This is a genomic window from Frigoribacterium sp. VKM Ac-2530 (assembly GCF_015350835.1).
Classification (GTDB): Bacteria; Actinomycetota; Actinomycetes; order Actinomycetales; family Microbacteriaceae; genus Frigoribacterium.
Genome location: NZ_JADKSE010000002.1, coordinates 894,933 through 920,866 on the forward strand (window position 1 = coordinate 894,933; position 25,934 = coordinate 920,866).

Below are 25,934 nucleotides of genomic sequence, written 5' to 3' on the forward strand. Positions count from 1 at the left end.
GGCGCGGGCTGAGCAGCGTGGGACGCCGCAGAACCCGACAGAACGCCCTGAGAATGCGCTGCAGCACCCGGACATCCCGGTGTTGCAGCCTCGCCGGTCGGCATTTCCCGACCCGAACCCAGGAGGCGCGGGCGGCGCAGCGCACGACACCGCAGAACCCGACAGAACGAGCCCGGCTCGCGCTCTCGCACCCGGATATCCCCGTATTGCAGCCTCGCCGGTCGGCATTTGCCGACGGGAGGACCGAGCAAGCAAGGGCAGCAGCGGCAGCAGGCGCTACTCGACGAGGGCGTCCTCGTCGGCGCGGTGGATCGTGATCGTGCCGAGCGCCTCGAGCTCGCGGATGGCGCGCACGACCTCGGCCCGCGCCTCCTCGACCTGCGACTTGCGGACGGGGCCCATCGACGTCAGCTCGTCGTCGAGCAGCTCGCGGTTGCGCTCCGAGACGTTGCCGCGGATGACCTCGGTGACGGCGGCGAGCGCCCCCTTCATCGCGGTCGCGAGCACGGCGGCGTCGATCCCGCGGAGCACCTGCTGGATGTCGCGCGACTCGAGCTTGACGATGTCCTCGAAGGTGAGCATCCGCGAGCGGACCTCCTCGGCGAGCTCGGGGTCGCGCTCGTCGAGGCCGTCGAGCAGCGCGCGCTCGGTGGCGCTGTCGCTGCGGTTGATGATCTCGACGAGGGGCTGGATGCCTCCCACGACCTCGACCTGCTCGCGCGGCGCGACGACGGCCCCGGCCCGCACCTTGAGCGTGGTCGCGACGATGCCGACGGCCTCGGGCGTCGCCGTGCCCATCGTGGCGATGGCCTGCGCGACGTCGGTGCGGGCGGCGACGTCGAGGCCGGCGAGCACGGCCGAGGCCTGCTGCGGCCGCAGGTGCGCGAGCACGAGGGCGATGGTCTGCGGCAGCTCGCCGTCGAGCAGGGTGATGACCTGGCCGGGGTCGGCCTCGTCGAGGAACTCGAAGCTCTTGCCCATCGCGTTCGAGGCGAGCCGCTCCATGACGCCGGCGGCGCGCTCCGAGCCGAACGACGCCTCGAGCAGGCCGACGGCGACGTCGTGCCCGCCGCGGCGCTGGTAGCGGCCCGAGCGGGTCAGGTCGTGGAACTCGGCCACGGCCGACTCGGCCACGGCAGGGTCGACGCGGCGCAGCTTGACGATCTCGGCCGTGATCTCCTCGGCCTCCTCCTCGCTGAACTGCTTCATGACGACGGCGGCGTGGGCCTGCTCCATCTGCATGAGGATGACCGCGACCTTCTGCGGCCCCGTCAGCGCCTGGCGCGCGGCAGGCGCACCGAACGGGGCGGGCACCCCGAACGCCTGCGTCGGGGTCAGGTCCGCAGCGGACGCGGTCGCGCTCACGACTGGACCCGCTCGTCCATCAGGCCGCGCAGCAGCTCGGCGGTCTTCTCGGGGTCGCGCTCGGCGAGGGCGTCGATCTCGGCACGGCGGCGCTCGGCCGACACGTACTCGGGCGAGGGCTCGGGCGCCGCGACGGGCAGGGCCACGGTGGCGGCCTCGTCGGCGAGCAGCTGACGGCGGGAGGCGGCGCCCGCGTCGTCGAGGTCGAGCCGCATGGTCGCGTCCCAGGTCTGGGCGGCGTTGCCGGCCGCGAGCTCGCCGAGGTCGACGTCCTCCCGGTCGTGCCGCTTGTTCTTCTTCGCGAAGACGATCAGGCCGACGATGAGCGCGATCACGATCAGCGCCACGATGCCGACGGTGCGGATCGTGCCCCACATCGCCTCGGAGGCGGCGGCCGCGTCGGCCGCGGCGAGCGCCGCCTTCGCGGCCTCGGCGCCCTCGGTGTCGAAGTCGACCAGGGCGACCTCGACGGCGTCGCCGCGCGCCGTGTCGATGCCCGCGGCGTTCCGCACGAGGTCGTTGATGCTCTGCATGTTGACGCCGGAGGCCGCGTTCGCGTCCAGGGCGACCGACACGGTCTGCCGGCTGACGCCTCCTGCGGGCACGCTCATCGTCTCGGTGACCTTGTCGACCGCGTTGTTCTTGGTGGCCGACTCGTTGACGTAGCCGTCGTCGCCGGTCGCGGTGCCGGCCGCGTCGGTGCCCGTGCCGGTGCCGTTCGGCACGGCGATGTTGTCGGGGCCGAGCACGCCGGTCGCGCCGGTGCCGCCCGCTCCCCCGGAGCCCGCGCCGTACTGCTCGGTGGTGCTCGACTCGTTGAGGGCGAGGGGGCCGCTGGTGGGCTGCGCGAACGACTCGGTGACCTTCGTGCCCGAGCTCTGGTCGAGGTCGGCGGCGACGATCACCGACGACTTGCCGGGGCCGACGACCTTGTCGAGCATCGTCTGCACGGCGGTCTGGACCTTCGACTCGTAGTCGCTGGCCTGGTCGCCGGCGCCGCCGACGGCCCCGGTGCCGACCTGCGAGAGCACGGCGCCGGTCGAGTCGGTGACGGCGACGTCGGTCGTCGCCATGCCCTCGACGGAGGCGCTGGTCAGGTTGACGATCGCCTGCACCTGCTTGCTGGTGAGCGTCACGCCGCCCTGCGTCTCGACGAAGACGGACGCGGTGGGGTCCTTCTGCTCGGCCACGAAGACGGACTCCTCGGGGATCGCGAGCTGCACCGTGGCGGTCTTCACGCCGTCCATCGCCGAGATGGTCTTGGCGAGCTCGCCCTCGATGGCGCGCTTGTAGGTGACGTCCTGCTGGAACTCGGACGAGGTGACGCCCATGGTGTCGAGCAGCGAGTAGCCGCCCTGGCCGCCGGTCGAGGGCAGGCCGGCCGCGGCGGCGGTGAGGCGCTCCTGGTAGACATGCTCCTCGGGCACGAGGATCGTGCCGCCGCCCGCGGTCAGCTCGTAGGGCACCCCGTCGGCCTTGAGCTGCTCGACGATGGCGCTCGCGTCGGCGGGCTCGATGCCGCTGAAGAGCGGAGACCAGCTCGGCTTCGTCAGCCAGCTGACGAGGGCGACCGTGCCGAGCACGAGCGCGGCGATCAGGATGACCGCGATGGTCTTCTGGGCGACGGAGAAGCCGCCCATCGTCGCCCGCATCCGGGCGAGGGAGTTCTGCACTGCGGTCGGCATCAGGCCTGCATCCTCATGATCTCGGTGAAGGCGTCGACGCCCTTGTTGCGGACGGCGGCGACGAGCTCGAGCGTCACCTGGGCACGGGTGGCCGCGATGGTCGCGTCGTGGATGTCGGTGAGGTCGCCGGTGACGGCCTTCACGGCGAGCGTCTTCGACTGGCTCTGCAGCTGCTGCAGGCCCTCGACCGCGCCGACCATGCTCGACCCGAAGGCAGCACCGGAGGCGCTGGCCGCGCCGGTCGTCCCGGTGACGGAGGAGGCGCCTCCTGCGTTCCCGACCGCGCCGCCCTGCAGCAGGCCGGACACGTCGGCGTAGCCCGACTGGGCGACCGCCCCGATCGCGGGGACCCCACCGACCGGCATCAGCCGCGGCCGATCTGGAGAGCGGCCTCGTAGGCGGTCTTGGCACGGTCGACCACGGCGGCGTTCGCCTGGTAGCCGCGCTGGGCCATGATCAGGTCGCCCATCTGGGCCCCCAGGTCGATGTCGGGCATGCGCACGTATCCCTCGGCGTCGGCGAGCGGGTGGTCGGGCAGGTAGGTGACTCGGCCGGCCTCGCTGCCGTAGCGGTCGGCCTTGACGAAGACGCCGCTGGTGCCGGCGCCCTCCTGGACCTCGACGTAGCGGGCCTGGAACGCGGTGTCGTCCATCGACTTGACCGTGTTGACGTTGGCGATGTTGTCGGAGACGGCGTCGAGCCACTTGCGGTGCACGGTCAGGCCGGTGCTCGCGATGCCGATCGCGTCGAAGGCGGTCATCCGTTCGTCCTGAACGCGGCGCGGACGCTGGTCAGCTCGCCGTTCATCGCCTGGGTGGCGAACTGGTACCGGAGCACGGTGTCGATGTTCGACAGGGTCTCGGTGTCGAGGTTGACGTTGTTGCCGTCGAGCCGCGTCGGCTCGAGCGAGCGCTGCGTCGTGGCCTGCACGTGGCCGGCCCCCTGCACGGCGCCGCCCTGGGCGACGGACCGGCCGAGCGCCTCCTCGAACTGCACGCGCTTGGCCTGGTAGCCCGGCGTGTTCACGTTGGAGATGTTGGCGGCGATGGTCTTCTGGCGCAGCGAGAGGCCGTCCAGCGCGCTCTGCAGCGCCGCCTGGGTCACGGATTCGATCGGCATGGTGCCCGTCCGGGGGTGTGGTGTGGTCTGGGGGCCGATCCGTGGCCGAGGGGTCGAGCGATCCGTGCTCAGGGCGCTCTATCGGCGCGGGCCGGGGGTGCGTAAGGCCGCTCGGGGCGCGTGCCCCCGGAGTGGGGGCGCGGTGCGTCCGGGCGTCGAGTTGCCCGAGATGGTCGGCTGGGCGTGGGGCAGGCGACCATCTCGGGCAACTCGACGGCACGGCCGGGCGCGGTGCGACACTGGGGGCGTGAGCGACGACGACGCGTGGCCCGACGGGCTGGACGACGCCCGACGCCTGTTCGGCACCGCCGACGGGGTCGAGCCGGCCACCGTCGACGGCGACGTGGACGACGCCGACCGGGTGCGTCACGTGCTGGGCCGCTCGCTCGGCGGCGTCGTGGGGCTCGTCGTGCTCGCGCTGGTCGCGGCGGTCGTCGTCGTGGTCGTGGTCGTGCCGCTCCTCCTGTGGCCGGTCGGCGCGTGGATCGCGTTCCTGCGGCCGCCGCCCCTCGAGCTGCCGTCGCTCTGGTGGTTCCGGTGACCGTCGCGCGGCCGTCCGTCGCCGGGCTCGCCCTCGCGACCTGAGCCCCTCCCCGGCCCGCAGGCCGCCGGCGGTGCACGCGTCCTGTCACCCGACGACGAGACTGGGCACATGACCAAGACGATCGGCATCTTCCTGTTCGACCAGTACGAGGAGCTCGACGCGATCGGCCCCTGGGAGGTGCTCTCGTACTGGACGAAGGGGCACCCCGCCGACGGCTGGGAGGTGATCACGTTCGGCGACGCCCCCGGGCCGGTCACCGCGGCGAAGGGCCTGCGCGTGCTGCCCGACACGACGATCGACGACCTGCCGCCGCTCGACGTGCTGATCTACCCGGGCGGCAAGGGCACCCGCGCCCACCTCGACGACGAGGAACGGCTCGAGTGGGTGCGGCAGCAGGCCGAGACCGTGCCGCTGATGACGAGCGTCTGCACGGGCGCCCTCGTCTACGCCGCCGCCGGCCTGCTCACCGGGCGGGCCGCGACGACGCACTGGGGGTCGACCGTGCTGCTCGGCAGCCTCGACCCGACGATCGACGTGCGCGAGGACGAGCGCTTCGTCGACGACGGCGACGTCATCACGTCCGCGGGCGTCAGCGCCGGGATCGACATGGCGCTGCACCTCGTCATGCGCCTCGGAGGCGCGGCGCGAGCCAAGCAGGTCCGTCGCGGCATCGAGTACGTCCCCCAGCCGCCCGTGTGACGCCCGCGCCCGCGGCCGCACACTCCGGAGGACATCGAGTTGCCCCGAACGGTCGTCTCGGGAGCGCAGAGGTGACCGTCCGGGGCAACTCGTCGCTGCGTGCGGCGGACGGGCGGGCGGGTGAGCACGAGGAGGCGGCGCTCGAGGGTCAGCGACGCTGGTAGCGGTGCTCGGGCCGGCCGGTCGCGCCGTAGCGCAGCTGCATCGCGAGCTGCCCGTCCGCGCTGAGCTGTGCGAGGTAGCGCTGCGCGGTCGCGCGGCTGACGCCGACCTGGTCGGCCACCTCCGAGGCCGAGACCTCGACGGAGGAGGCGACCACCGCCTCCAGCACGGCCTGCTCCGTCGCCGAGCGCGACCGTGAGGAGGCGCGCGCGTCTCCGGAGTGGAGGATGCGCTGGGCACGCTCCACCGCCTCCTGGTCGGTGCCGCCGTCGAGCACGTGCCGGAACCGCAGCCACGACCGCAGCCGGTCGACGAGCAGCTCGGCCGCGAACGGCTTGATCAGGTAGGCCAGGGCTCCGCGGCGCAGCGCCGTGCGGATCGTCTCGCCGTCGGACGCCGCGCTGAGCACGAACGCGTCGACGTCGAGCTCACGGAGGAGGTCGAGCCCGCGGCCGTCGGGCAGGTACAGGTCGAGCAGCACCAGGTCGACGCGCTCGCGGGCGACCACGCGGCGCGCCTCGGCGACGGTCCCGACCGCCGGCAGCGCGCGCAGCTCGGGCTGCGCGTCGACCTGGGCGCGGTGCACCTCGGCCACGAAGAAGTCGTCGTCGACCACGAGCACGGTCAGGGGCGCGGGTGCGGTTGCCGTGACGGGTGCGGGTGCGCTGACGTCGGTCACGGGGTGCTCCTCGGGGTCGGGACGGGCGCGGGCTCCCAGCCCGTGTCGGTGCCGGCCGTGTCGGTGCCGGCCGGGTCGGTGCCTGCCGGGTCGGTGCCGGCCAGACCGGTGCCGGTCGAGGCTGTGCCGCCCGGGTCGATCGCGCCGACGAGACGGGCGCAGAACACGGCGCCGTGCCCGTCGCCGCGCGGCGACGCGAGCCAGACGTCGCCGCCGGAGCGACGGGCGATCTCCCGCGACAGGGGGAGGCCGAAACCGAGGCCGTGCACCTGGTCCGGGTCGGCGACCGGAGCGGCGTCGGGGTCGGCTTCGGGGTCGACGTCGGGGTCGGCGCCCGCGGGCAGCTCGGCCGAGGGCCGCCGGGCGAACAGGCCTCGCTCGTCGTCGACCCCGCGGCCCGAGTCCATCACCGACAGGTGCAGGTCGCGTCCGTCGTCGAGCACCTCGACCTCCACCCACGCCGGCGAGGCGCCGCCCGCCACCGCGGCGCGGACCGCGTTGTCGACGAGGTTGCCGAGCACGGTCGTCACGTCGCCCGGCTCGACCACGGAGCCCGACACGAGCGTCTCGGGGCCGAGCTGCAGCAGCACTCCGCGCTCGGCCGCCTCCACCCCCTTCGCGCCGAGGAACGCCTGCAGGTGCGGCTCGGCCAGCCGGTCGGCGTGCTTCACGGGGTAGCGGAGCGGGCCGTGCTCGAGCACGTCGGCGAGGTACCGCTTCGCCTGGTCGACCCGGCCGATCTCGAGCAGCCCGCTGACCGCGTGCAGCCGGTTCGCGAACTCGTGCCGCTGGGCGCGGAGGGCGGTCGTCATCGCGCCCACCGCGTCGAGCCGGCGGGTCAGGGCCTCGACGGCGGTGCGGTCGCGCAGCACGGCGACGCGTCCGAGGTCGACGGCCTCGCGCCGCACCGGCCGCACGTCAACGAAGAGCACGTGCGGCCCGACGACCAGCGTCGTCGACTCGGGCCGGGCGGGGCCGCGGCCGAGCAGGGCGACGAGCGGCTCGGGCAGATCGAGCTCGCCGAGGAGGCGCCCCACGGCCCCGTCGCCGAGCCCGAGCAGCTGCGCCGCCTGCTCGTTGCACACGCTCACGCGCCCGTCGCGCGCGACCGCGAGCACTCCCTCTCCGACCCCGGCCAGCACGGCCTGCTGGTTCTGGACGAGCGACGCGAGGTCGTCGGGCTGCAGCCCCAGCGTGAGCCGGTCGAGGCGACGCCGGATCAGCACCGACGCGACGACGCCTAGCCCGAGGGCGAGCACGGCGACGGCCGCCACCGGGAGGCTGTCGCGGAGGAGGGTGTCGTAGACCCGCGCCGGGGCGTAGCCGACGCTGACCTCGCCGACGACCGCGGGACGGTCGGCGGCGGCGGCGGCGGCGGCGTCGGAACCGGCAGCAGGGTCGGAGCCGGCCGCGGCGTCGACCTCGTAGATCGGGACCTTCGCGCGGGCGGAGTCGCCGAGGGTGCCGCGCTCCCACGAGACGGTCTCCTCGCCGCGGAGGGCCGCGTCGGGGCTCGTGCTGACCATCTCGCCGATGCGGTCGGGGTCGGGGTGCGCGAGGCGGACCCCGCGGTCGTCGGTGACGACGACGAACAGCGCCCCGGTGCGCTGCTGCGCCGCGACGGCCGTGCGCTGCAGGTCGCCGCCGGCCAGCGCCTCCTCGTCGAGGGCGGTTCCGTCGACGCTCAGCCGCGCGACCTCGGCGCGGACGTCGACGTCGCTCGCGACGCTCTGCGCCACGGCGAGCGCCGTCGACTCGGCCTCGCGCTCGAGGCGCTGCACGGCGATGCCGACGAACACGGCGCTGGTGAGCAGGACGATCGCGGCCACGACGGCGAGCTGCAGCAGGAGCACCTGCGTCGCGAAGCGGGTGCGCCGGCGAGGCCGCGGCGCGGGTGCGGTCGCCGCGGGCGCGAGCGTCGCGGCGGGCGCCGCCCGTGAGCTGTCGTCGGTCACGTCCGCCAGCGTAGGCGGCGACGAAGGAGGTGCGTGAGCAGAACGCGCAGAACGCGGCCAACGTGCGGAACGGCCCCAACGCGCAGAAGCAGGACGCGCCTCCTCGTGCCCGGCTAGCGTGCCCGGACGCGCCACCGCGCCCGACGGACGAAGGAGTCCTGATGCTCGTACTGCTCGGCTATCTGATGGTCCTCACCTTCATGGTGCTGATCATGACCAAGCGGCTCTCGCCGATGCTCGCCCTGATCATGGTCCCGACGATCTTCGGCCTCTTCGCCGGCGCAGGGCTCGGCATCGGCGACATGGTGATCGAGGCGATCGGCGACCTGGCCCCCACGGCCGCGCTGCTCATGTTCGCGATCATGTACTTCGGCCTGATGATCGACGTCGGGCTGTTCGACCCGCTGGTGCGGCTGATCCTGCGGGTGACCGGCAACGACCCGGCGAAGGTCGTGCTCGGCACGGCGCTGCTCGCCGGCGCGGTCTCGCTCGACGGCGACGGCTCGACGACGTTCATCGTGACGACGGCGGCCATGCTGCCCATCTACCTCAAGCTCGGCATGAGCCCGGTGGTGCTGACCTGCGTCGCGGGCCTCGCGAACGGGACGCTGAACATCGTGCCGTGGGGCGGCCCCACCGTGCGCGCCGCCGCAGCCCTCGGCGTGCAGCCGAGCGAGATCTTCGTGCCGCTCGTGCCGTCGCTGGTCGCGGGCCTCGTGCTCGTGTTCGTGTTCTCGTGGCTGCTGGGGCTGAGCGAGCGTCGACGCCTCGGCACGCTCGAGCTCGGCGGGTCGAAGCTGGCCGCCGCGGCGTCGGCGATGTCTCCGCTCTCGCAGGAGCTCGCGAGCGCCTCGCGCGGCGGCGGCCCCGGCGTGCCCGGCGTCGGCGTCTCGATGTTCACCAGCCCGACCGTCGCCCTCGGCGTGCGCGGCGGGCGGGCCGACGGCTCGCGGGCGGACGGGCCGGGCGAGCGCGCGGTCGACAACCCCGGCGGCGGCGCCGGCTCAGGCGCGGGATCGGGCTCGGACGGCAGCGCGAACGGCTCCCTCGGCGGCGGCGTCACGATGGCCGACACGATGCTCGACCCCGACCGCCCCACGCTGCGGCCCCGGATGATCTGGTTCAACCTCGTCCTCACCGTCGCCGTGATGGTGCTGCTCGTCGCCGACCTGTTCCCGCTCGCCTACGTCTTCATGGTCGGGACGGCGGTCGCGCTGCTCGTGAACTTCCCCCGCGTCAAGGAGCAGTCGGCCGAGATCGTCGCCCACGCCCCGAGCATCGTCGGCGTCGTGTCGATGGTCTTCGCGGCCGGCGTGCTGATCGGCGTGCTCAACGGCACCGGCATGGTCGACGCGATGGCCCAGTGGCTGGTCGACGTGATCCCCACATCGATGGGGCCGTACCTGGCCGTCATCACGGGGGTGCTGAGCCTGCCGCTCACGTTCTTCATGAGCAACGACGCCTTCTACTTCGGCATCCTGCCGGTGCTCGCGCAGAGCGGCGCCGCGTTCGGCATCGACCCGGTCGAGATGGCCCGCGCGTCGGTCGTCGGACAGCCCGTGCACCTGCAGAGCCCGCTCGTCCCCGCGATCCTGCTGCTCGTCAGCCTCGCGAACGTCAACCTCGGCGACCACCACAAGAAGGTGCTCTGGCGCGCGGCGATCGTGTCGCTGGTGATGCTCGCCGTGGCGATCGTCGTCGGCGTCATCCCCTGGGGCTGAGGAGGCGCCTCCTCGGCTGGTTCTCGCCCGACCGGACGCCGAGTGGTCAGAATTCGTCCCGCCTTCGGTCACGAGGGACATTTCCTGACCACTCGACAGAGTCAGGCGGCTCAGTCAGTCCACAGCAGCGCAGGTACCTCTATTGCACGAATGCAATAGAGGCATATGCAACCCGATATTGGGGTGCTGCGTCAGCCGGGCGGGGTCAGCCGGTGGCGTCGAGGTAGACGGGGCGCTCGGGCTCGTGCGACGACTCGACGCTGCGGACGGCCCCGAGGTGCGCGAGCACGGCCTTGCGCGCGGCGTCGAGCCGGGCGAGGGCCCCGCGCTGCACGCCGGCGACGGCGACGGCCCGGTCGGCGAGCTCCGCGGGCAGCGGGCCGAGGCCGGCCGGCGGCGTCCAGGTGCCGATCGCACCGAGACCGACACCGGCACCGGACACGCCGGCACCGTCGGCGGTGAGCTGCGGGTCGCGCCCCGCGACTGCCTCGAGCTCGTCGAGGGCGGCGAGCCAGGCGGCGTGGGTGCGGTCGGTCCTAGGCGACACCGAGCTCGCCCCCGAGAGAGGTCGAGGAGGCGTTGGTCGCCCCGTAGCCGGAGGTCGCGGCCCCGAAGGCGGCGACGCCCACGGGCAGCGGCGAGCCCGCGCCGGGCTGCGACGCGGTCGGCGAGGCCGGTGCCGCAGAGGGGAAGGCCGACGCCGCGAACGCCGGCGCGGCCGCGGCCGGTGCAGCGGCCGGAGCAGCGGCACCAGCACCGGTCGACGCGGGCGCACCGGCACCGCCGGCCACCCCGCCGCCGAGCGACGTCGCCGCCTCGTGCCACGCCTGGCGGAGCGGCTCGAGCAGCCCGGTGACCTCGCGGGTCAGGGCCACGTCGCGGTGCACGTTCGCGTTGACCAGCGCCGTCGAGGTGTAGCTGTACAGGGCGAGGAGCCCCTCGCCGCCGTCCCACACGTCGACGCGCAGCGACGAGGTGAGCTCGGCGATGATCGCCTGGGCGTGCAGCAGCTGCTCGGACGCGGTCGCCCACTCCTGGCCGACCTGGGCCTTCTCAGCGCGCGCCAGGTCGAGCAGCAGGCGGTCGTAGAGCATCGTGACGAGCTGCACGGGCGTCGCCGAGAGCACGGCCTGTTCGGCGTACTCCGACCGCTGGCGCTGCACGACGGCGGTGGGCTGGGAGGCGGCGGCGAACGCCGCGAAGGAGGTGGCGTCCATCAGCTGCTCTTGCTCAGGCTCGAGATCTGGCTGCTCAGCCAGCTCTGCTGCGCGGTGAGCGAGCTGAGCGCGACCTCGAGGGCGGTGTAGGTCTTCTGGAGCTGGGTCCGACGCGACGACAGCCGGTCGTCCCAGTTCGCGATCTGGGCGGTGAGGTCCTTCACGACCGACTGCTGGCCGGTGATGATCTTCGTCAGCGTGCCGTCGCGCTTGTCGGACGAGCTCGTCGCGGCGGCCTCGACGCGGCCGGCGATCTCCGAGAGGGTCGCCTGCACCTTCACGGGGTCGGCCGCGAGCGCCGCGGAGAACTTCGCCTCGTCGAACTCGAACACCCCGGTCTTCGTGATCGAGATGCCGATGCTCGAGGGCGAGACGCCGCCGATCGGCGCCGACATCGCGGTGGTCAGCTTCTGCACGACGTCGCGGGTCGTCGAGCTGCCGGTGAAGGTGCCCGACGTGACCGTCACGGCTCCGGAGGCGCTGGTCGAGGTCGACGTCGCGCTCTTCGACGCGATGAGCGAGAGGATCCCGTTCAGCCCCGACACGAGGTCGGAGGCGACCTTCGACGAGGCGGTGCCGTCGCGGGCGACGGTGAGCGTGACGGGGTCGGTGCTCGGCGCCGTGACGGTGACCGAGACGCCGGGCAGCAGGTCGGCGAACGTGTTCGTCGCTCTCGTCACGACCTGCTCGGCGGCGGTGCCGGCCCAGAGGGTGACGGAGGCGTCCCGCGCCTGCTTGACGACGGCGGCGCCGGGGGCGGCGAGCAGGTCGGGGGCGGTGCCGGCGGCGACCTCGTCGGCCGTGCCCTGGTGCACCGTGAAGCCGCCCGCGGCACCGGTCGTCGCCGAGGTGAGCTGGAGGCGGTACGTGACGGCGCCGTCGGCGTCCTTGCCGGACGCGACCTTGACGGCCTTGACGCCCGCCTCCGACGAGTTGACGGCGCGCACGAGGTCGTCGAGCGACGAGGAGGCGCTGGTCACCTCCACCGCCTTGCCGGCGGCCGACGTGAAGGTCAGCGTCGCGGGCGACGTGGGCCAGGCGGTCATCACGGCGGTGACGCCGCTCTTCGCCTGCGCCGTGGAGCCGACCGTGAAGTCGATCGAGCCGGGCAGCGCGGTCGCGGTCGTCGTGGCGGTGACGTCCTTCGAGCTGCTGCTGGCGGTGAAGGCGGCGAGCGAGTCGGCTTTCGCGGTCTTGCCGGCGAGCGTCGCCAGCTCGGCGACCTTCGAGTTGAGGCCCTGGAGCGCGGTGACCAGCGCCTGGTTCGCGGTCGCCTTGTTCTTCAGGATCGTCTGGGGCACCGCCTCCGCCGCCATCAGGCCGTTGATCAGCGTGGTGGTGTCGAGCCCGGAGACGAGGCCGTCGATGCCGAACGAGGCCATCGGGTGCTCCTTCGGGGACGGGGGCGGGCGAGCTGAGGAGGTGCGGAGGAGACCGCGGGATGCAGGAGTCGTGGGGTGGTGCGGTGCTGCGGGCGAGGTCGTCGTCGACGCTCGGGATGACGCTGGGGATGCTGCTCGGGATGACCGAGGGCCGGGACGCAGAGGATCAGCTGCTGCGTCCCGACCACCGGTCGTGAACCGTTCGCTCCCGGAGGAGCCGAGCTCAGGTGGTGTCAGGCCCCCGCTGGGATCGGGGACCGTTCATCCGCCGGTCGGTGACGACTAGCGGAGGAGCGACAGCACGCCCTGGGTGCTCTGGTTCGCCTGTGCGAGCATCGCCTGGCCGGCCTGGCTGAGGACGTTGGATCGCGTGTACTTGACCATCTCCTCCGCCATGTCGACGTCGCGGATGCGCGAGTTCGCCGCCGTCAGGTTCTCCTTCGCGACGTTGGTCGACGCGATGGAGTGCTCGAAGCGGTTCTGCACGGCACCGAGCTCGGAGCGGACCGACGAGACGGCCTTGATCTCAGCGTCGATCTTCTCGATGGCGTCGAGAGCACCAGCTGAGGTCGCGAAGTTCAGGCCCGTGGCCTTCTCTCCGGTGGTGGCGTCGAAGGTCGCGATCTTGTCGGCGATGCCAGCGATGTCAGCCTTGCTCAGGTCGACCGTGATCTGGTCGGAGGAAGCCGTGGAGCCGGCGCCCACCTGGAACGTCAGCTTGCCGGTGCCGGTGGTTCCGCCATCGGTGCTCGTCTTGCCGTCGAGCAGCTTGATGCCGTTGAAGTTCGTCGACTCCGAGATGCGCGAGAGCTCCTTGGTCAGAGCGTTGACCTCGGTCTGGATCGCGCCACGAGCGTCGGCGTTGTTCGAGTCGTTGCCGGCCTGGACGGCGAGGTCGCGGACGCGCTGGAGGATCGAGTGCACCTCGGTGAGGCCACCCTCAGCGGTCTGGACGACGGAGATGCCGTCCTGGGCGTTGCGCGCGGCCACCGTCAGTCCGCCGACCTGCGAGCGCAGGCCCTCGGAGATCGAGAGGCCGGCCGCGTCGTCAGCGGCACGGTTGATGCGGAGGCCCGACGAGAGCTTCTCCAGGCTCTTCGACAGGTCGTTCTGCGTGGCGTTCAGGTTGCGGTAGGTGTTGTTCGCCGCGAGGTTGGTGTTGATCTGCATGCCCATGGTGTTTCCTCTTCCGTGACTGGGTGGTGTTCGTCAGCCCGTCCGTGGGCTGACACCGGCTACTCTCGGCCGGTCGCCGGTGCTCGTTAGCCGAGCGCCGAAGTTTTTCTGGGGGGCCGTCGCGCGGGGCGACGGCGGGCCGTCAGACGGCGGCGCTGAAGCCCTCGACGGCCGGCTCGCGCACGGCGCGGGCGATGCCCACGGCGGCGTTCGTGGCGACCTTCGATAGGTAGGCGCTGCGGCGCGCGTGCGCCGTCTTCGAGACGGGCACGAACTCGGCGGTGTCATCGTCCGCGTAGTGGGCCGCGAGGGCGTCCCTGAGCAGGCGGACCGCCTCCGTGCGCTGCTGCGAGACCGCGCTGTGGGTGATGCCGAGCTCGGCGGCGACCTCGGTGACCGTGCGGTCGCCGAAGTAGACGGCCTCGACGATCAGGCGCATGCGCTCGGGGAGGGCGTCGACGGCGGCGCGCACGTACCGGCTGCGCTCGCTGGCGAGGAGGTGGTCGCCGGGCATCGGCACATCGGCCGCGAGGTGGTCGGCGACCGTGTCGTCGAGGGTGGAGACGGTGCGGGCCGCGTCGGCGAGGGCGCTCGACGCGGTCTGCCGGTCGACGCCGAGGGCGCCGGCGATCTCGTCGACCGAGGGGGCGCGTCCCAGGGAGGCGGTCAGCGCCTCCTGCGTGGACAGCGTCTCCTTGATGCGCTTGCGGGTGCCGCGGCTGGCCCAGTCGCCGGAGCGCATGTCGTCGGCGAAGGCGCCGACGATGCGGGTGCGGGCGTAGGCGCCGAACGGGATGCCGAGGGTGGGGTCGAACGCGTCCGCGGCCTGGACGAGGGCGACGGCGCCGACGCTCGCGAGGTCGTCACGCGACAGGTGGGTGGCGCGGGCGCACACCTCGCTGACGAGGTAGCCCACCAGCGGCAGGTTCTCGACCACCATGGCGTTGCGTTCGGTGCGGTTCATCCGGTGCTCCCAGCAGGACGGGGGCCTGCGCGGGGCAGGCCGGTTCAGGTTCCGGGCGCGCCGATGAGCCCTCTGATCAGGGCTGGTTCGTCGGCGCGCTCAGCAGTGCGTTCGCGGGCAAGCGAGGCGGTCTGGCGTGGCGTGTGGTGCAGGGCTCGGACTCCGTGGACGTCGGGCCAGGGACTTCGGGTCTCCCGGCCCGGCGGATCTCCTCCGCCGTGCAAGAGCAAACCTATCGACGGGCCGAGGGCCGTATAAGGGGTGCGCTGTCCCCAGTGAGGGGGCGCGCACGGCGCGCCTTCGGGGGGTGCCGGGCGTGGGTGGCCCCCGGGCTGGGGCGGCGGCGGCGTAGCGGGCGAGGTGCGTCAGCCGATAAGGGAGGGGCGCAGGCGAGGCGGAGGCGCGTCAGGCGATGAGGGGGACGGCCCGTGGGCCGGGCCTGCGGCTCAGTCGCTCGCCGACGCCGCGGCCGGTGTCGTCGCCGGAGGCGCCGACGGTGCCGCCGCCAGCACCTCGGGCGCCGGGCTCGGATCCTCAGAGCTCGCGTCCGACCGCACGGCCACGATGCCCGCGACGATGAGCACGCCCCCGACGAGCTGCCACGGGGTCAGCGCCTCGTCGAGCAGCACCCACGCCCAGGCCGCGGCGGCGGCGACCTCGAGCAGGCCGACGAACGACGCGAGGCGCGATCCGAGCATCGAGCTCGCGGTGATGCTCGTCGCGTAGGCGACGGCGGTGGCGACGACCCCGATCACCAGCATCGGCACCCACCAGGCGACGACCCCGCCGAGCACCACCACGTCGTCGGCCGACGCTGTGAAGGGCACGAGCCCCGTGAGGCCGAGCAGCCCGAGCAGCGCCGACCCGACGAGCAGGCCCGAGGCGGCCAGCGCCACGGGCGGCAGGTCGCCGGACGGCTGCGCGGCGATGACGAAGTACCCGGCGCAGCAGATCATCGCGAGCACGCCGAAGAGCAGGCCGAGGGGGTCGAGCGCTCCCCCGCCGCTCGGCGACACGACGAGCACGAGCCCGGCCGCGGCGATCGCGGAGCCGATCAGCACGACCCCCGCCGGTCGACGCCGCGACGCGACCCACGCGACGGCGACGAGCAGCAGCGGGGCCATGTACTCGAGCAGGATCGCCGTGCCGACCGGGATGTGCTGGATGGCGGCGAAGTAGAAGACCTGCGTGCCGGCGACCCCGACGACGGCCATGCCGAGCACGCGTCGTCGCGCCCGCCAGATCGGTCGGAGGTCGAGGCGCAGCGCCGCGAGCGCGACGGGGGCGAGCAGCGCGCCCCCGACGAGGGCGCGCAGGGCGACGGCGGCGACGGGGCTCCAGCCGGAGGCGAGCAGCGGCTTGACGAAGGGGCCCGACACCCCGAAGGAGGCGGCGGCCACGACCGCGACGATCAGTCCGGTCGTGAGGTGGCGGCGGTCCACGGCTGCTCGTTTCGTCGGGGGCGACCTGTCGTCAGGGGCGACCGTCGCATCAGGGCCACTGTTTCATCAGGGGCACTGAGTCATCAGGGGCTAAAGGGTGATGAGTCCTGACAGTAGACTGGTCGCGAGTAAGGAGTCAATGTGCTTTTCGCCCCTGACACGGAAGACGTGCTGGAGTTCGACGCGACGATCCTCAACACGGCCGCGCGAGCGACCCGCAGCGGCGTCGACCAGCTCGCCACGACCGACCAGCTGGCCGAGCTGATGACGCGCTTCGGCTTCTCGGGCCGGTTCGACGGCGACGAGGCCGAGCTCGAGGCCGTGCGGCAGGCCCGCACGCGCCTCCGTCGGCTCTGGACCCTCGACCGCGACGCGATGGTCGAGGCCGTGAACGAGCTGCTCGCGCGGCTGCAGGCGGTGCCGCGGCTCGTGCGGCACGGCGACCTCGACTGGCACGTGCACGCCACCCCGCAGGAGGCGCCCCTCGCGGACCGCATCCTCGTCGAGGCCGCCATGGCCCTCGTCGACGTCGTCCGCACCGACGAGACCGGGCGCCTCCGCGAGTGCGCGGCGGACGACTGCGACGGCGTGCTCGTCGACCTCTCGCGGAACGCCTCCAAGCGCTTCTGCAGCGTGCGCTGCAGCAACCGCGTGAACGCGGTCGCGTTCCGCGAGCGGCGCGCCGCCGACCCGCTCGCGTAGCGCGCCGCGAGCTACGCCCGCGGAACCCGCGCACACCCCCCGGCGCGCAGCGGGGCACAGCTAGCGCAGCGGCTGGCAGCTCGGGCACCACCAGGTGCGGCGCCGGCCGGGGTCGTCCGCGACCTCGGCGCGCACGAGCACGGTCGTGCCGCAGCGCAGGCACGGGCGCCCGGCGCGCCCGGCGACCCAGTGCCGCTCGCCGCGGCGGGTGTTCCCCGTGGTCGTCTGGAACATGCCGGGCACGCGCACCGACGCCTGCAGCCCCCGCGCCGCGACCCGCACGAGCGCCGCCACGTCGACCGACCCCACCGGGGTGAACGGCAAGACCCCGCGCAGGAAGCAGACCTCGTTCGCCCACAGGTTGCCGAGCCCGGCCAGCACCCGCTGGTCGAGCAGCACGGCCGCCACCGTGCGGCCCGGGTCGGTCGCCTCGACCCGTCGCCGGGCCTCCGCCGGGTCCCAGTCGTCGCGCAGCGGGTCGGGCCCGAGGTGGCCCACCACGGAGCGCTCGTCGCGGGTGTCGAGCAGCTCGACCACGGGCAGGTCGAGGCCCCACGCGGCGGAGCCGGCCTCGGTCTGCATCCGGACCCGCGCCTCCTTCGCGACGGCCGTCGGCAGATGCCGACCGGGCCCCGTGATCGTCCACGAGCCCTGCATGCGCAGGTGCGTGTGCAGCGTGCGCCCGTTCTCGAAGCGCGTGAGGAGATGCTTGCCGTGGGTGTCGTGGTCGACGACGACCCAGCCCGCCAGGGGCGTGCCCGCGGCGGCGCCCGACCGCAGCTCGCCGCTCGCCAGGCGCTGCCCGTCGAGGGACGCACGGAGGCGCGCGGCCAGTCGGAAGACGCTGTCACCCTCGGGCATGCGGGCAGGCTAGCCGCCGCCTCCGACACGGGCGCTCCGGCACCCTCCCGCGATGCGTCACACCCCTGAACGAGCGCCGCACCCTCGAATTCGGGGGTGCGGCGCTCGTTCAGGGGTGCGAGGCCGCCTCAGGGCCGCGGCTACTCCGCGAGCAGGTCCGCGCGCGACCACGAGTCGACGACGCTCCCCCGCCCGCCGGCGCGGAACGCGAGCACCGCGGCGCCGATGCGCCCGCCGTGCGTGCCGAGCTCGGACAGCCGCACCTCGGGCGCGGCCCGCCAGGCCAGCCCGGCCGCGAGCTCGGCGCGCAGCGGGTCGACGAGGGCGGCGCCCGCGCGGGACACTCCCCCGGCGAGCACGATCACCGCCGGGTCGACGAGCAGCGTGAGCGACGTCAGGCCGAGCGCGAGGGCCCGGACGCCGTCCGCCCAGACCCGGTCGGCGACCGCGTCGGCGCCGGTCCCGACGCCCTCGACGCCCCCGACCCGCGCGACGACGGCCGCCGTGTCGAGCCCGGGCAGTCCGCCGAGGGCCGCGTAGCGCCGGGCGACGCCGGCCCCCGACAGGTAGACCTCGAGGCAGCCGTGCTGACCGCAGGTGCAGGCCTCGCCGCCGGGCACCGCCGGCACGTGGCCGAGCTCGCCCGCCGCCGTCAGGGCCCCGCGGACGGCGTGCCCGCCGCTCGTGATCGACGCGGCCACGCCGGTGCCGACAGCGACGAGCACCGAGTCGGCGACCCCCGCCGAGGCGCCGAACAGGCTCTCGGCCAGGCCGCTCGTCCGGACGTCGTGGTCGATCTCGACGGGCACCCCGAGCTCGGCGGAGAGGATCGGCCCGAGCGGCACGTCCGTCCAGCCGAGCGTGGACGCGAAGAGGACGACGCCGCGCTCGGCGTCGACCATGCCCGGCGTCACGACGCCCACCCCGACGACGTCGTGTCCCGAGGTCCGCGCGGCCGCCCGCAGCTCGTGCAGCAGGCCGATGACGAGGTCGATCGACTCGGCACCCGTCGCTCCCGCCGCGACCGAGAGGGAGAGGACGGTGCGCCCCGAGTCGTCGACCACCGCCCCCTTGAAGGAGGTGCCGCCGATGTCGACCGCGACGACCGCGGACCGGGACGGGGCCGGGTCGGGCAGCGCGCCTCCTGCGTGCTCGACGCCGGCGACGCTGACGGCGCCCGCAGCGCCCGAAGGACTCACGGCACCCGCGACGTCCGCGGCGTCCGGAACGTCCGCGGCGTCCGGGACGTCGGCGACGCCCGGGTCGCCCGCCCCGCGCCCGACGGCCGCGAGGAACTCCGCGACGACGGCAGGGTCGGTCCGCAGCGTCCCGTCCCCGCGGGGCGACGGCGACATCGCCCGCAGGTGCACCGAGGAGGCGCCGGTCGCGGCGAGCAGGGAGCCCACGCCCGCGGCCCGGACCCCGCCGCCGACGAGCACCTCGGGGGCGTCGGGGCTCGCGGCCGACCGCCGCACGAGCTCGGCCAGCACGTCCGCGCCCTCGGCCGCGGTGCCCGGGCCGCCCGCCGTCAGGACGCGGCGCACGCCGAGCGACCGCAGCAGGTCGTACGCGGCGAGCAGGTCGGGCGTCGCGTCGATCGCCTTGTGGAACGTGACGGGCAGCGGCCCGGCCGCGGCGAGCAGCCGGCGCATCGCCGGCACGTCGACCTCGGAGGCGGCGGTCAGGGCCCCGAGGACGACGCCGACCTCGGTCCCGCCCTCCCGACCCGTGGGGTGCTCGGCCGACAGCGAGGCCGCGAGCGCCGCGATCGCCTCGAGGTCGGCGCACATGACGTCGAGCTCGCCGTCGTCGTACGTGAAGTCGCCGCCGCGCGGACGGACGATCACCTGCACCCCGACGTGCCGCACGGCCCGGAGCACCGAGCGGACCAGCCCGGCGCTCGGGGTCGTCCCGCCCTCGAGCAGGTCGGCGCAGAGCTCGATCCGGTCGGCGCCGGACCGGTCGGCCACCAGCGCGCCGTCGAGGTCGTCGACGCAGAGCTCGACGACGACGTCCGTCACGAGGCGTCGACCCCGGCGCCGCGCGCCCCGGCGCCGGCCTCGGTGCCGCGCACCCCGGCGACCCACGCCGCGACGTCCGCCCCGACCCGGATCTCGCCGACGGGCACCCCGCCGCCGAGCACCGGCAGCGCGGTCAGCGACCCGGCCCCGGAGACGTCCACGCCGAGCGCCCCGAGCACCTCGAGCGCGACCAGCGTCGTCGCCCGCGGGCTGCCGTCGACCACCTTCATCGACACGGCCTCGCCGGTCGACGTCGCCATCCCGATCACGCCCTCGGCGCCGCCCTTGGCGAGCAGGCCGGGCACGCGGGTCATCGCGTCGCTGTTGGCGTGGGCGTTCCCGCCTACGTAGAACGGGTGCGCGCGCATCGCGTCGGCGACGCGGCGGGCGTTCGACCCCGCCGACGCCGTGACGAGCGCCCGGAACGACCGCGCCAGCCCCTCGACGGTCGTGCTGAAGAGGGGTGCGCCGCAGCCGTCGACGGCCGTGGCCTCCACGGTCGTGCCGGCCACCGCCTCCAGCGTGCGACGGACGAGCTGCTGCAGCGGGTGCTCAGGGTCCAGGTAGGAGGCGGTGTCCCAGCCCGCGGACACGCACGCCAGCAGCATGGCCGCGTGCTTGCCCGAGCAGTTCATGCGGACGCGCGACCGGGTCTCGCCGTCGCGGATCAGCCGCTCGCGCGTCGCCTCGTCCTCGGGCCAGTCGACCGGGCAGCCGAGCGCCGACTCGTCGAGCCCCGCGCGGGCGAGGATGCGGCGGACGACCTCGACGTGGGCGTCCTCGCCGGTGTGGCTGCCGGCCGCGATGGCGAGCTCCTCGCCGTCGAGGTCGGCCCCGGCCTCGAGGCAGGCGAGCGCCTGCACGGGCTTGGTCGTCGAGCGCGGCAGCACCTGCGTCGCCCCGCTGCCGAGGTCGGCAGCGACGCTGCCCTCGGCGTCGAGCGCGACGAGCCAGCCGAGGTGCCGGCTCTCGACGACGCCCGAGCGGACGACGACGGCGAGCTCGGCGAGCGACGCGGCCGGGGCGGCCGGTGCCGCAGAGCTGGTCGGGGCGGCAGGGGCGGCCGGCGTCGGCAGACCGTCGGCACGGGAGGGGAGGGTGGGGGCCACGGTGTGCTCCTTGGTGACGGGGAGGGGAGGGAGGGTCAGTCGAGCGCGGGCGCCGAGGCCGGCGCCGGCACGGGAGCCGCCGCGCGCCGGGGGCTGCGCCGCGACGGCCGTGCCCGCAGGCGGGCGGCGAGCGTCGACAGCGCCCCGTTGAAGACGAGGTAGACGAGCGTCACGACGAGGAACGTCTGGATCAGGAGGTGGTTGAACGACGACAGCACCTGGCCGCGGTAGAGCAGCTCGGTGAACGCGACGATGTAGCCGAGCGAGGTGTCCTTGACCAGGCTGACCAGCTGGGTCACCAGCGACGGCGTCACGAAGCGGAGCGCCTGCGGCAGCACCACGAGCCGGGTCGTCTGCGCCGACGACAGGCCGAGGCTGAGCCCGGCCTCGCGCTGGCCGCGCGACAGCCCGAGGATCCCGGCGCGGACGATCTCGGCGAACGCGGCCGAGTTCGCCACGGTCAACGGCACGACGAGCTTCCAGATCAGCGGCAGGTCGAGGCCGAGCTGCGGCAGCCCGAACAGCATCAGGTAGATGAGCAGCAGCACCGGCACGGTGCGGGCGACCTCGATGTAGGCGGTCGACAGCCAACGCACCGGCCGACGCGGGCTCAGCCGCCCGAGTGCGAGCAGGAGGCCCAGCGCGCCGCCGAGCACCGCGACGAGGGCGGCGGCCTGGATCGTGCCCCAGAGCCCCACGAGCAGGTACTGCCAGATCGGCCACGAGAGGAACGGCGTCCAGCGGTCGGCGTCGAGCTGCCCGCGCGAGCCGAACTGGACGAGCCCGGCCGCGACGAGCCCCGCGAGGGCGAGCACGACGACGACCGACCAGAGCCGGATGGCGCGTCGCGTCCGCGGGCCGGGCTCGTCGTAGAGCGAGACCGTGGGCGCCTTCCGGACGGAGGCGGCGGCAGCGGCGGAGGCGGCGGCGCCGCTCGCAGGACGGGAGGAGGGGGTGGTCGGCGTGGTCATCGGACGATCGCCGCCTTTCGTTCGAGGCGTCCGGCGCCGAGGCCGATGACGAGGGCGAGGGCCATGTAGACGAGGCCCGCGGCGGTGAAGATCAGGATCGGCTGCGCCTGGACGAGGTTGAGCTTGTTCACGGCGCTGGTCAGCTCGACGACGCCGACGGCCGCGGCGAGCGCCGTGTTCATCGTGAGCGCGATCATCACGTTTCCGATCGGCTGCACGGCCGCCCGCAGCGACTGCGGCAGCACGACGAGCCGGAGCGTCTGGCCGAGGGTCAGCCCGAGGGCCCTGCTCGCCTCGATCTGGCCGTTGCCGACCGTGTTCACGCCGCTGCGCACCGCCTCCGCGACGTAGGCGGCCTCGTAGAGGGCGAGCACGAGCACCGTGGTCGGCGCGAGCGGCATGATCAGCCCGGCGTCGGGCAGGGCGAACACGGCGAGGATCAGCAGCGCCAGCAGCGGCACGTTCACGAAGAACTGCGTGTACGCCCAGGCGGCGCCGCGCAGTACGGGCACCGGGCTGATCCGGGCGGCGGCGACGAGCGTGCCGAGCACGAGGGCCCCGGCGCCGGCGACGAGCGCCATCACGATCGTCGTGCCGAGGGCCGTCAGGAGCGGCCCTGCACTGTCGACGAAGAGGTCCATGGGGTCTTTCGGGCCGAGGGCGGGTGGGGCGGAGAGCGGGGAGGTGCGACGAACGGGCGGAGCGCAGGAGGTGCGGCTGCAGCGAGGCGGCCGGGTGCCGGCCGGCCGTCGGGTCGCCCCCACGGCCGGCCGGCGCACCGGCACCGGTCAGCCGGCTAGGAGCCGGGGACCGAGCCGATCTCGGGGGCGTCGGGGGTGTCCGACTCGACGGCCGCGCCGAGGGTCGCGTCCCAGACCTTCGCCCAGGTGCCGTCGTCCTCGATCTTCACGAGCCAGTCGTTGATGAACGCCTTGAAGTCGGCGTCGTCCTTGGCGAGGCCGATGCCGTAGGCCTCGGTCGTGAAGGGCTGGCCGACGACCTTGATCGAGTCGTCCGACGCGGCGTTCGAGGCGAGCAGCGTGAAGTCCTGCACGTAGGCGTCGCCGCGGCCCTGCTTGAGGGCCTGCATCGCCTGCGGGTCGGTCGCGAACGACACGAGCGTGGCGGTCGGCTGCTCCTCGGGCACGGCGGTGACGGCGGGCGTGTTGGCGCCGACGATGACCTTCTTGCCGCCGAGGTCCTCGATGCCCTTGATCTCGTCGTTGTCGGCCTTCACCGCGACGGCGAGGCCGGACTCCAGGTAGGGGCCCGCGAACGAGATCTGCTCGGCCCGCTCCTCCGTGATCGTGTACGTGTTGAAGACGACGTCGACGGTGCCGTTCTGCAGCAGGGCCTCGCGGGTCTCGGAGGCGGGCGGCACGATCTCGACGTTCGGCTCGCCCAGGATGTAGATGGCGAGCAGCTTGGCGAGGTCGGCGTCGAAGCCCTGCACGTCGTCGGGGTTCGACGGGTCCTGCTGCGAGAGCAGCGGCGCGTCGAGGGCCTCGCCCACGATCAGCTTCCCGCGCTCCTTGATCTTGGCCATCGTCGAGTCGGGCAGGATGTCGGCCGCGTCGGCGACGACCGCGTCCGCGTAGACCTCGTCGAGGGCCGAGGCCGCCGAGGAGGCGCTGGGGTCGGCACCGGGGACGGCCGAGCTGTCGCTCGAGCAGGCCGCGAGGCCGAGCATGGCGACGACGGCGACGGCTGCCGGGACGACCCGACGCAGGCGGAGGGGGGAGGGGGAGGTGCGCAAGGTGGTGCCTCTCTTCGATGGGGCTGCTGTGGGAGGTGGTGCTGCGGGAGGTGGGGAGGGGGAGGAGGTCAGTGGGTGAGGATCTTCGACAGGAACGCCTTCGCCCGGTCGGACTCGGGGTGGTCGAAGAAGGTGGCCGGGTCGGCCTGCTCGACGATGCGGCCGTCGTCCATGAAGACGACGCGGTCGGCGGCGCGACGGGCGAAGCCCATCTCGTGGGTGACGACGATCATCGTCATCCCCTCGGCGGCGAGGGAGACCATCACGTCGAGCACCTCGTTCACCATCTCGGGGTCGAGCGCCGACGTCGGCTCGTCGAAGAGCATCACCTTGGGCCGCATCGCGAGGGCACGGGCGATGGCGGCCCGCTGCTGCTGGCCGCCCGAGAGCTGGGCGGGGAACGCGTCGGCCTTGTCGGCGATGCCGACCCGGGCCAGCAGCTCGAGCCCGTGGGCCTGGGCGTCCTTCTTCGGCTCCCCCCGCACGGTGATCGGCGCGAGGGTCACGTTGTCGAGGATCGTGCGGTGCGCGAAGAGGTTGAACGACTGGAACACCATGCCGACGTCCGAGCGGAGGGCGGCGAGCGCCTTGCCCTCCTCGGGCAGCCGGACGCCGTCGACGAGGATCTCGCCGCTCGTGGTCGTCTCGAGCCGGTTGAGGCAGCGGCAGAGCGTGGACTTGCCCGAGCCGGAGGGGCCCACGACCACGACGACCTCGCGCGGGGCGACGCTGAGCGTGACGTCCTTGAGGACGTGGTGCTCGCCGAAGTGCTTCTGGACGTCGCGCATCGTGATCATGTCGTTCGCGCTGGTGCCTGAGGCGGTGCTGTCCACGCTGGTGCCGCTTTCTCGAGAGGTGCGGCAAGGGGGCCGCGTCGCCGTCCGGTGAGGTCGTCGTCCGTGTGGGACGGGAACCTACTGTGCGATTGTTACACGTAGATTTCGATCAACTTCGTGCAATACTGGAGCAACGCGACCAGCCTGACCAGGTCCGCGACCGATCATCGCGAGGGGCCCATGACGACGACCGAGTCCTTCCGTGCCCCTTCCCGCCACACGCCCCAGGCCGTCGAGGTGCTGCGTCCGCTGAGGACGGGCGCTGCGAGGTCGCGCGCGGACCTCGCCCGGGTGACGGGACTGTCGCCCTCGACCGTCGCCTCCCGCGTGGAGGACCTGATCCGTCTCGGCCACGTCGTCGAGACGGGCGAGGGCGCGTCGCGGGGCGGCCGCCGACCTCGACGGCTGCAGATCCGGGGCGACGCCGGCCTCGTCGGCTGCGTCGACCTCGGCGTCGACCGCGCCTCCTTCGGCCTGGTCGACTTCTCCGGCGCGCTGCTGGCCGAGCGCCACGTGGCCCTGGACGTGGCCGAGGGGCCGACCGCGGTGCTGTCGGCGTCGCTGGCGCACCTCCTCGACATGCTGGGCGAGCTCGGCGAGACGGGCCACGGCCGGCTCAGCGGCCTATCGGTGGGCGTGCCCGGCCCCGTCTCGTCGACGACGGCGCGCATCGTCTCGCCCTCGCGCATGCCCGGCTGGAACGGCGTCTCGGTCGCCGAGGTCGTGCAGCGCGAGATCGACCTGCCCGTCGTGGTCAACAACGATGCGAACCTCATGGCGGCCGGCGAGCTCGTGGCCGAGGGCGACGAGGCCGTGCCCGCCGACCAGGTCTTCGTCAAGGTCGGCTCGGGCATCGGCTGCGGCATCGTCTCGCGCGGCGAGCTCTACACGGGCAGCAACGGCTGGGCGGGCGACATCAGCCACGTCACGGTGCCCGGCGCGACCGCCGTCCCGTGCTCGTGCGGCCGCACCGGCTGCCTCGACGCGCTCGCCTCGGGCAACGCGCTCGTGCGCGAGATGCAGCTGGCCGGCCATGACGTCTCGACCGTCGAGGCGATGATCGACCTGGCCCGCGACGCGCACCCCCTCGCCACCGGCCTGCTGCGCGGAGCCGGGGTGATGACGGGCGGCGTGCTCGCCACCATCGTCAACTTCTTCAACCCCGACCGGCTCGTGCTCGGCGGGGTGCTCGCCGACAGCGACGTCTTCGTCGCCGGAGTCCGCTCCACCCTCTGGGCCGACTGCCTGCCGATGGCGACCGACCAGCTGACCGTCGAGGTGACGCGGCACCAGGGCTCGGGCGGGCTGCGCGGGGCGGGGCGGGTGTTCCTCGACCAGGTGTTCTCGGTGCGCGGCCTGGCCTGAGCGCTGCCGCCGCGCCCAGCCCGCGCCGCGCCGCGCCGCGCACGCCCGCACGCCCGCACCCCTCGAACCCGCGCACACCCCTGCCCGCGCGCGAGGGTGCGCGCGGGTTCGGCGGGTGCGGACGAGTCTCGGCGGCCGATCGGCCGGGACGGAGCGGCCGGGCGGCAGCCGATCGGCCGGGGCACACCCTCCTCCGGGGTGAC

The 25,934-nt window shown here is 73.9% G+C and carries 25 protein-coding genes; 5 read left to right on the forward strand and 20 right to left on the reverse strand.

Going from position 1 to position 25,934, the window contains the following annotated elements; translation table 11 throughout:
• Positions 1-276: 276 nt before the first annotated feature.
• From fliG to flgB, 5 genes are read right to left on the reverse strand one after another with little or no spacing between them, the layout of a single operon-like run.
• Positions 277-1,314 carry a flagellar motor switch protein FliG gene (gene fliG / locus ITJ48_RS13170; RefSeq protein WP_370544968.1) on the reverse strand — a complete coding sequence of 346 codons (1,038 nt, stop codon included), beginning with the start codon at positions 1,312-1,314 and terminating at the stop codon, positions 277-279.
• A gap of 47 nt (positions 1,315-1,361) precedes the next feature.
• Positions 1,362-3,050: a flagellar basal-body MS-ring/collar protein FliF gene (gene fliF / locus ITJ48_RS13175; protein ID WP_194613990.1), complete on the reverse strand. Its 1,689-nt coding sequence runs from the start codon at positions 3,048-3,050 to the stop codon at positions 1,362-1,364.
• A complete protein-coding gene (gene fliE, locus ITJ48_RS13180; RefSeq protein WP_194613991.1) occupies positions 3,050-3,415 on the reverse strand; it encodes a flagellar hook-basal body complex protein FliE in 366 nt (121 codons plus the stop codon). The genes fliF and fliE overlap by 1 nt, the downstream gene beginning before the upstream one ends.
• Positions 3,415-3,810: a flagellar basal body rod protein FlgC gene (locus ITJ48_RS13185; protein WP_043596823.1), complete on the reverse strand. Its 396-nt coding sequence runs from the start codon at positions 3,808-3,810 to the stop codon at positions 3,415-3,417. Before ITJ48_RS13185 ends, fliE begins: the two co-directional genes overlap by 1 nt.
• Positions 3,807-4,169, reverse strand: a complete 363-nt coding sequence (flgB, locus tag ITJ48_RS13190) for a flagellar basal body rod protein FlgB (RefSeq protein ID WP_194613992.1) — start codon at positions 4,167-4,169, stop codon at positions 3,807-3,809. The genes ITJ48_RS13185 and flgB overlap by 4 nt, the downstream gene beginning before the upstream one ends.
• Before the next feature lie 247 nt (positions 4,170-4,416).
• On the opposite strand from flgB, the gene ITJ48_RS13195 reads away from it, so the two are divergent.
• A complete protein-coding gene (locus tag ITJ48_RS13195; RefSeq protein WP_194613993.1) occupies positions 4,417-4,710 on the forward strand; it encodes a hypothetical protein in 294 nt (97 codons plus the stop codon).
• Between the two features lie 111 nt (positions 4,711-4,821).
• Positions 4,822-5,412, forward strand: a complete 591-nt coding sequence (locus ITJ48_RS13200) for a DJ-1/PfpI family protein (protein ID WP_194613994.1) — start codon at positions 4,822-4,824, stop codon at positions 5,410-5,412.
• Between the two features lie 148 nt (positions 5,413-5,560).
• Here the strand turns inward: ITJ48_RS13200 and ITJ48_RS13205 are convergent, their stop codons facing one another.
• Positions 5,561-6,253, reverse strand: coding sequence for a response regulator (locus ITJ48_RS13205; RefSeq protein WP_370544922.1), 693 nt, complete (start codon positions 6,251-6,253; stop codon positions 5,561-5,563).
• Positions 6,250-8,208 carry a sensor histidine kinase gene (locus ITJ48_RS13210; RefSeq protein WP_194613995.1) on the reverse strand — a complete coding sequence of 653 codons (1,959 nt, stop codon included), beginning with the start codon at positions 8,206-8,208 and terminating at the stop codon, positions 6,250-6,252. Before ITJ48_RS13210 ends, ITJ48_RS13205 begins: the two co-directional genes overlap by 4 nt.
• Positions 8,209-8,369: 161 nt before the next feature.
• Between ITJ48_RS13210 and ITJ48_RS13215 the strand changes: the two genes are divergently transcribed.
• Entirely contained in the window at positions 8,370-9,929 is a 1,560-nt protein-coding gene (locus ITJ48_RS13215; protein WP_194613996.1) for a CitMHS family transporter, read from the forward strand.
• A gap of 205 nt (positions 9,930-10,134) precedes the next feature.
• Here ITJ48_RS13215 and ITJ48_RS13220 read toward each other — a convergent pair whose 3' ends face one another.
• The 6 genes from ITJ48_RS13220 to ITJ48_RS13245 form a co-directional block, all read right to left on the reverse strand.
• Positions 10,135-10,476, reverse strand: coding sequence for a hypothetical protein (locus ITJ48_RS13220; RefSeq protein WP_194613997.1), 342 nt, complete (start codon positions 10,474-10,476; stop codon positions 10,135-10,137).
• Positions 10,466-11,146, reverse strand: a complete 681-nt coding sequence (gene fliS / locus ITJ48_RS13225) for a flagellar export chaperone FliS (protein WP_194613998.1) — start codon at positions 11,144-11,146, stop codon at positions 10,466-10,468. The genes ITJ48_RS13220 and fliS overlap by 11 nt, the downstream gene beginning before the upstream one ends.
• The gene (gene fliD, locus ITJ48_RS13230) at positions 11,146-12,528 is read right to left on the reverse strand and encodes a flagellar filament capping protein FliD (protein ID WP_194613999.1); all 1,383 of its coding nucleotides are present in this window, start codon (positions 12,526-12,528) and stop codon (positions 11,146-11,148) included. Before fliD ends, fliS begins: the two co-directional genes overlap by 1 nt.
• 282 nt (positions 12,529-12,810) lie before the next feature.
• The gene (locus ITJ48_RS13235; RefSeq protein ID WP_228506901.1) at positions 12,811-13,704 is read right to left on the reverse strand and encodes a flagellin; all 894 of its coding nucleotides are present in this window, start codon (positions 13,702-13,704) and stop codon (positions 12,811-12,813) included.
• Between the two features lie 142 nt (positions 13,705-13,846).
• Entirely contained in the window at positions 13,847-14,668 is an 822-nt protein-coding gene (locus ITJ48_RS13240) for a sigma-70 family RNA polymerase sigma factor (RefSeq protein WP_194614000.1), read from the reverse strand.
• Between the two features lie 446 nt (positions 14,669-15,114).
• Positions 15,115-16,110, reverse strand: a complete 996-nt coding sequence (locus tag ITJ48_RS13245; RefSeq protein ID WP_194614001.1) for a DMT family transporter — start codon at positions 16,108-16,110, stop codon at positions 15,115-15,117.
• Positions 16,111-16,251: 141 nt separating this feature from the next.
• On the opposite strand from ITJ48_RS13245, the gene ITJ48_RS13250 reads away from it, so the two are divergent.
• A complete protein-coding gene (locus ITJ48_RS13250) occupies positions 16,252-16,812 on the forward strand; it encodes a CGNR zinc finger domain-containing protein (RefSeq protein ID WP_194614002.1) in 561 nt (186 codons plus the stop codon).
• Between the two features lie 60 nt (positions 16,813-16,872).
• Here ITJ48_RS13250 and ITJ48_RS13255 read toward each other — a convergent pair whose 3' ends face one another.
• The 7 genes from ITJ48_RS13255 to ITJ48_RS13285 form a co-directional block, all read right to left on the reverse strand.
• Complete coding sequence (locus ITJ48_RS13255) at positions 16,873-17,673, reverse strand: Fpg/Nei family DNA glycosylase (protein ID WP_194614003.1); 801 nt, start codon at positions 17,671-17,673, stop codon at positions 16,873-16,875.
• 140 nt (positions 17,674-17,813) lie between these two features.
• A complete protein-coding gene (locus ITJ48_RS16745) occupies positions 17,814-19,694 on the reverse strand; it encodes a copper homeostasis protein CutC (RefSeq protein ID WP_194614004.1) in 1,881 nt (626 codons plus the stop codon).
• Positions 19,691-20,803 (reverse strand): asparaginase, encoded by a 1,113-nt coding sequence (locus ITJ48_RS13265; protein WP_194614005.1) that lies wholly within the window; start codon positions 20,801-20,803, stop codon positions 19,691-19,693. Before ITJ48_RS13265 ends, ITJ48_RS16745 begins: the two co-directional genes overlap by 4 nt.
• A gap of 35 nt (positions 20,804-20,838) precedes the next feature.
• Positions 20,839-21,774 (reverse strand): amino acid ABC transporter permease, encoded by a 936-nt coding sequence (locus ITJ48_RS13270; protein ID WP_194614006.1) that lies wholly within the window; start codon positions 21,772-21,774, stop codon positions 20,839-20,841.
• Positions 21,771-22,415, reverse strand: coding sequence for an amino acid ABC transporter permease (locus tag ITJ48_RS13275; protein ID WP_194614007.1), 645 nt, complete (start codon positions 22,413-22,415; stop codon positions 21,771-21,773). Before ITJ48_RS13275 ends, ITJ48_RS13270 begins: the two co-directional genes overlap by 4 nt.
• Before the next feature lie 155 nt (positions 22,416-22,570).
• Positions 22,571-23,530 (reverse strand): glutamate ABC transporter substrate-binding protein, encoded by a 960-nt coding sequence (locus tag ITJ48_RS13280; protein ID WP_228506903.1) that lies wholly within the window; start codon positions 23,528-23,530, stop codon positions 22,571-22,573.
• Positions 23,531-23,598: 68 nt separating this feature from the next.
• The gene (locus tag ITJ48_RS13285; protein WP_133738700.1) at positions 23,599-24,327 is read right to left on the reverse strand and encodes an amino acid ABC transporter ATP-binding protein; all 729 of its coding nucleotides are present in this window, start codon (positions 24,325-24,327) and stop codon (positions 23,599-23,601) included.
• A gap of 219 nt (positions 24,328-24,546) precedes the next feature.
• Here ITJ48_RS13285 and ITJ48_RS13290 point away from each other — a divergent pair, with 219 nt between their 5' ends.
• Positions 24,547-25,731: an ROK family transcriptional regulator gene (locus tag ITJ48_RS13290; protein WP_194614008.1), complete on the forward strand. Its 1,185-nt coding sequence runs from the start codon at positions 24,547-24,549 to the stop codon at positions 25,729-25,731.
• The last annotated feature ends 203 nt before the right edge of the window (positions 25,732-25,934 follow it).

Bases quoted from the DNA above. Each gene is read 5' to 3' on its own strand.
- fliF (WP_194613990.1), bottom strand. From the start codon at position 3,050: ATGCCGACCGCAGTGCAGAACTCCCTCGCCCGGATGCGGGCGACGATG.
- fliE (WP_194613991.1), bottom strand. From the start codon at position 3,415: ATGCCGGTCGGTGGGGTCCCCGCGATCGGGGCGGTCGCCCAGTCGGGC.
- ITJ48_RS13185 (WP_043596823.1), bottom strand. From the start codon at position 3,810: ATGACCGCCTTCGACGCGATCGGCATCGCGAGCACCGGCCTGACCGTG.
- flgB (WP_194613992.1), bottom strand. From the start codon at position 4,169: ATGCCGATCGAATCCGTGACCCAGGCGGCGCTGCAGAGCGCGCTGGAC.
- ITJ48_RS13200 (WP_194613994.1), top strand. From the start codon at position 4,822: ATGACCAAGACGATCGGCATCTTCCTGTTCGACCAGTACGAGGAGCTC.
- ITJ48_RS13215 (WP_194613996.1), top strand. From the start codon at position 8,370: ATGCTCGTACTGCTCGGCTATCTGATGGTCCTCACCTTCATGGTGCTG.
- fliS (WP_194613998.1), bottom strand. From the start codon at position 11,146: ATGGACGCCACCTCCTTCGCGGCGTTCGCCGCCGCCTCCCAGCCCACC.
- fliD (WP_194613999.1), bottom strand. From the start codon at position 12,528: ATGGCCTCGTTCGGCATCGACGGCCTCGTCTCCGGGCTCGACACCACC.
- ITJ48_RS13235 (WP_228506901.1), bottom strand. From the start codon at position 13,704: ATGGGCATGCAGATCAACACCAACCTCGCGGCGAACAACACCTACCGC.
- ITJ48_RS13240 (WP_194614000.1), bottom strand. From the start codon at position 14,668: ATGAACCGCACCGAACGCAACGCCATGGTGGTCGAGAACCTGCCGCTG.
- ITJ48_RS13255 (WP_194614003.1), bottom strand. From the start codon at position 17,673: ATGCCCGAGGGTGACAGCGTCTTCCGACTGGCCGCGCGCCTCCGTGCG.
- ITJ48_RS13270 (WP_194614006.1), bottom strand. From the start codon at position 21,774: ATGACCACGCCGACCACCCCCTCCTCCCGTCCTGCGAGCGGCGCCGCC.
- ITJ48_RS13275 (WP_194614007.1), bottom strand. From the start codon at position 22,415: ATGGACCTCTTCGTCGACAGTGCAGGGCCGCTCCTGACGGCCCTCGGC.
- ITJ48_RS13285 (WP_133738700.1), bottom strand. From the start codon at position 24,327: ATGATCACGATGCGCGACGTCCAGAAGCACTTCGGCGAGCACCACGTC.
- ITJ48_RS13290 (WP_194614008.1), top strand. From the start codon at position 24,547: ATGACGACGACCGAGTCCTTCCGTGCCCCTTCCCGCCACACGCCCCAG.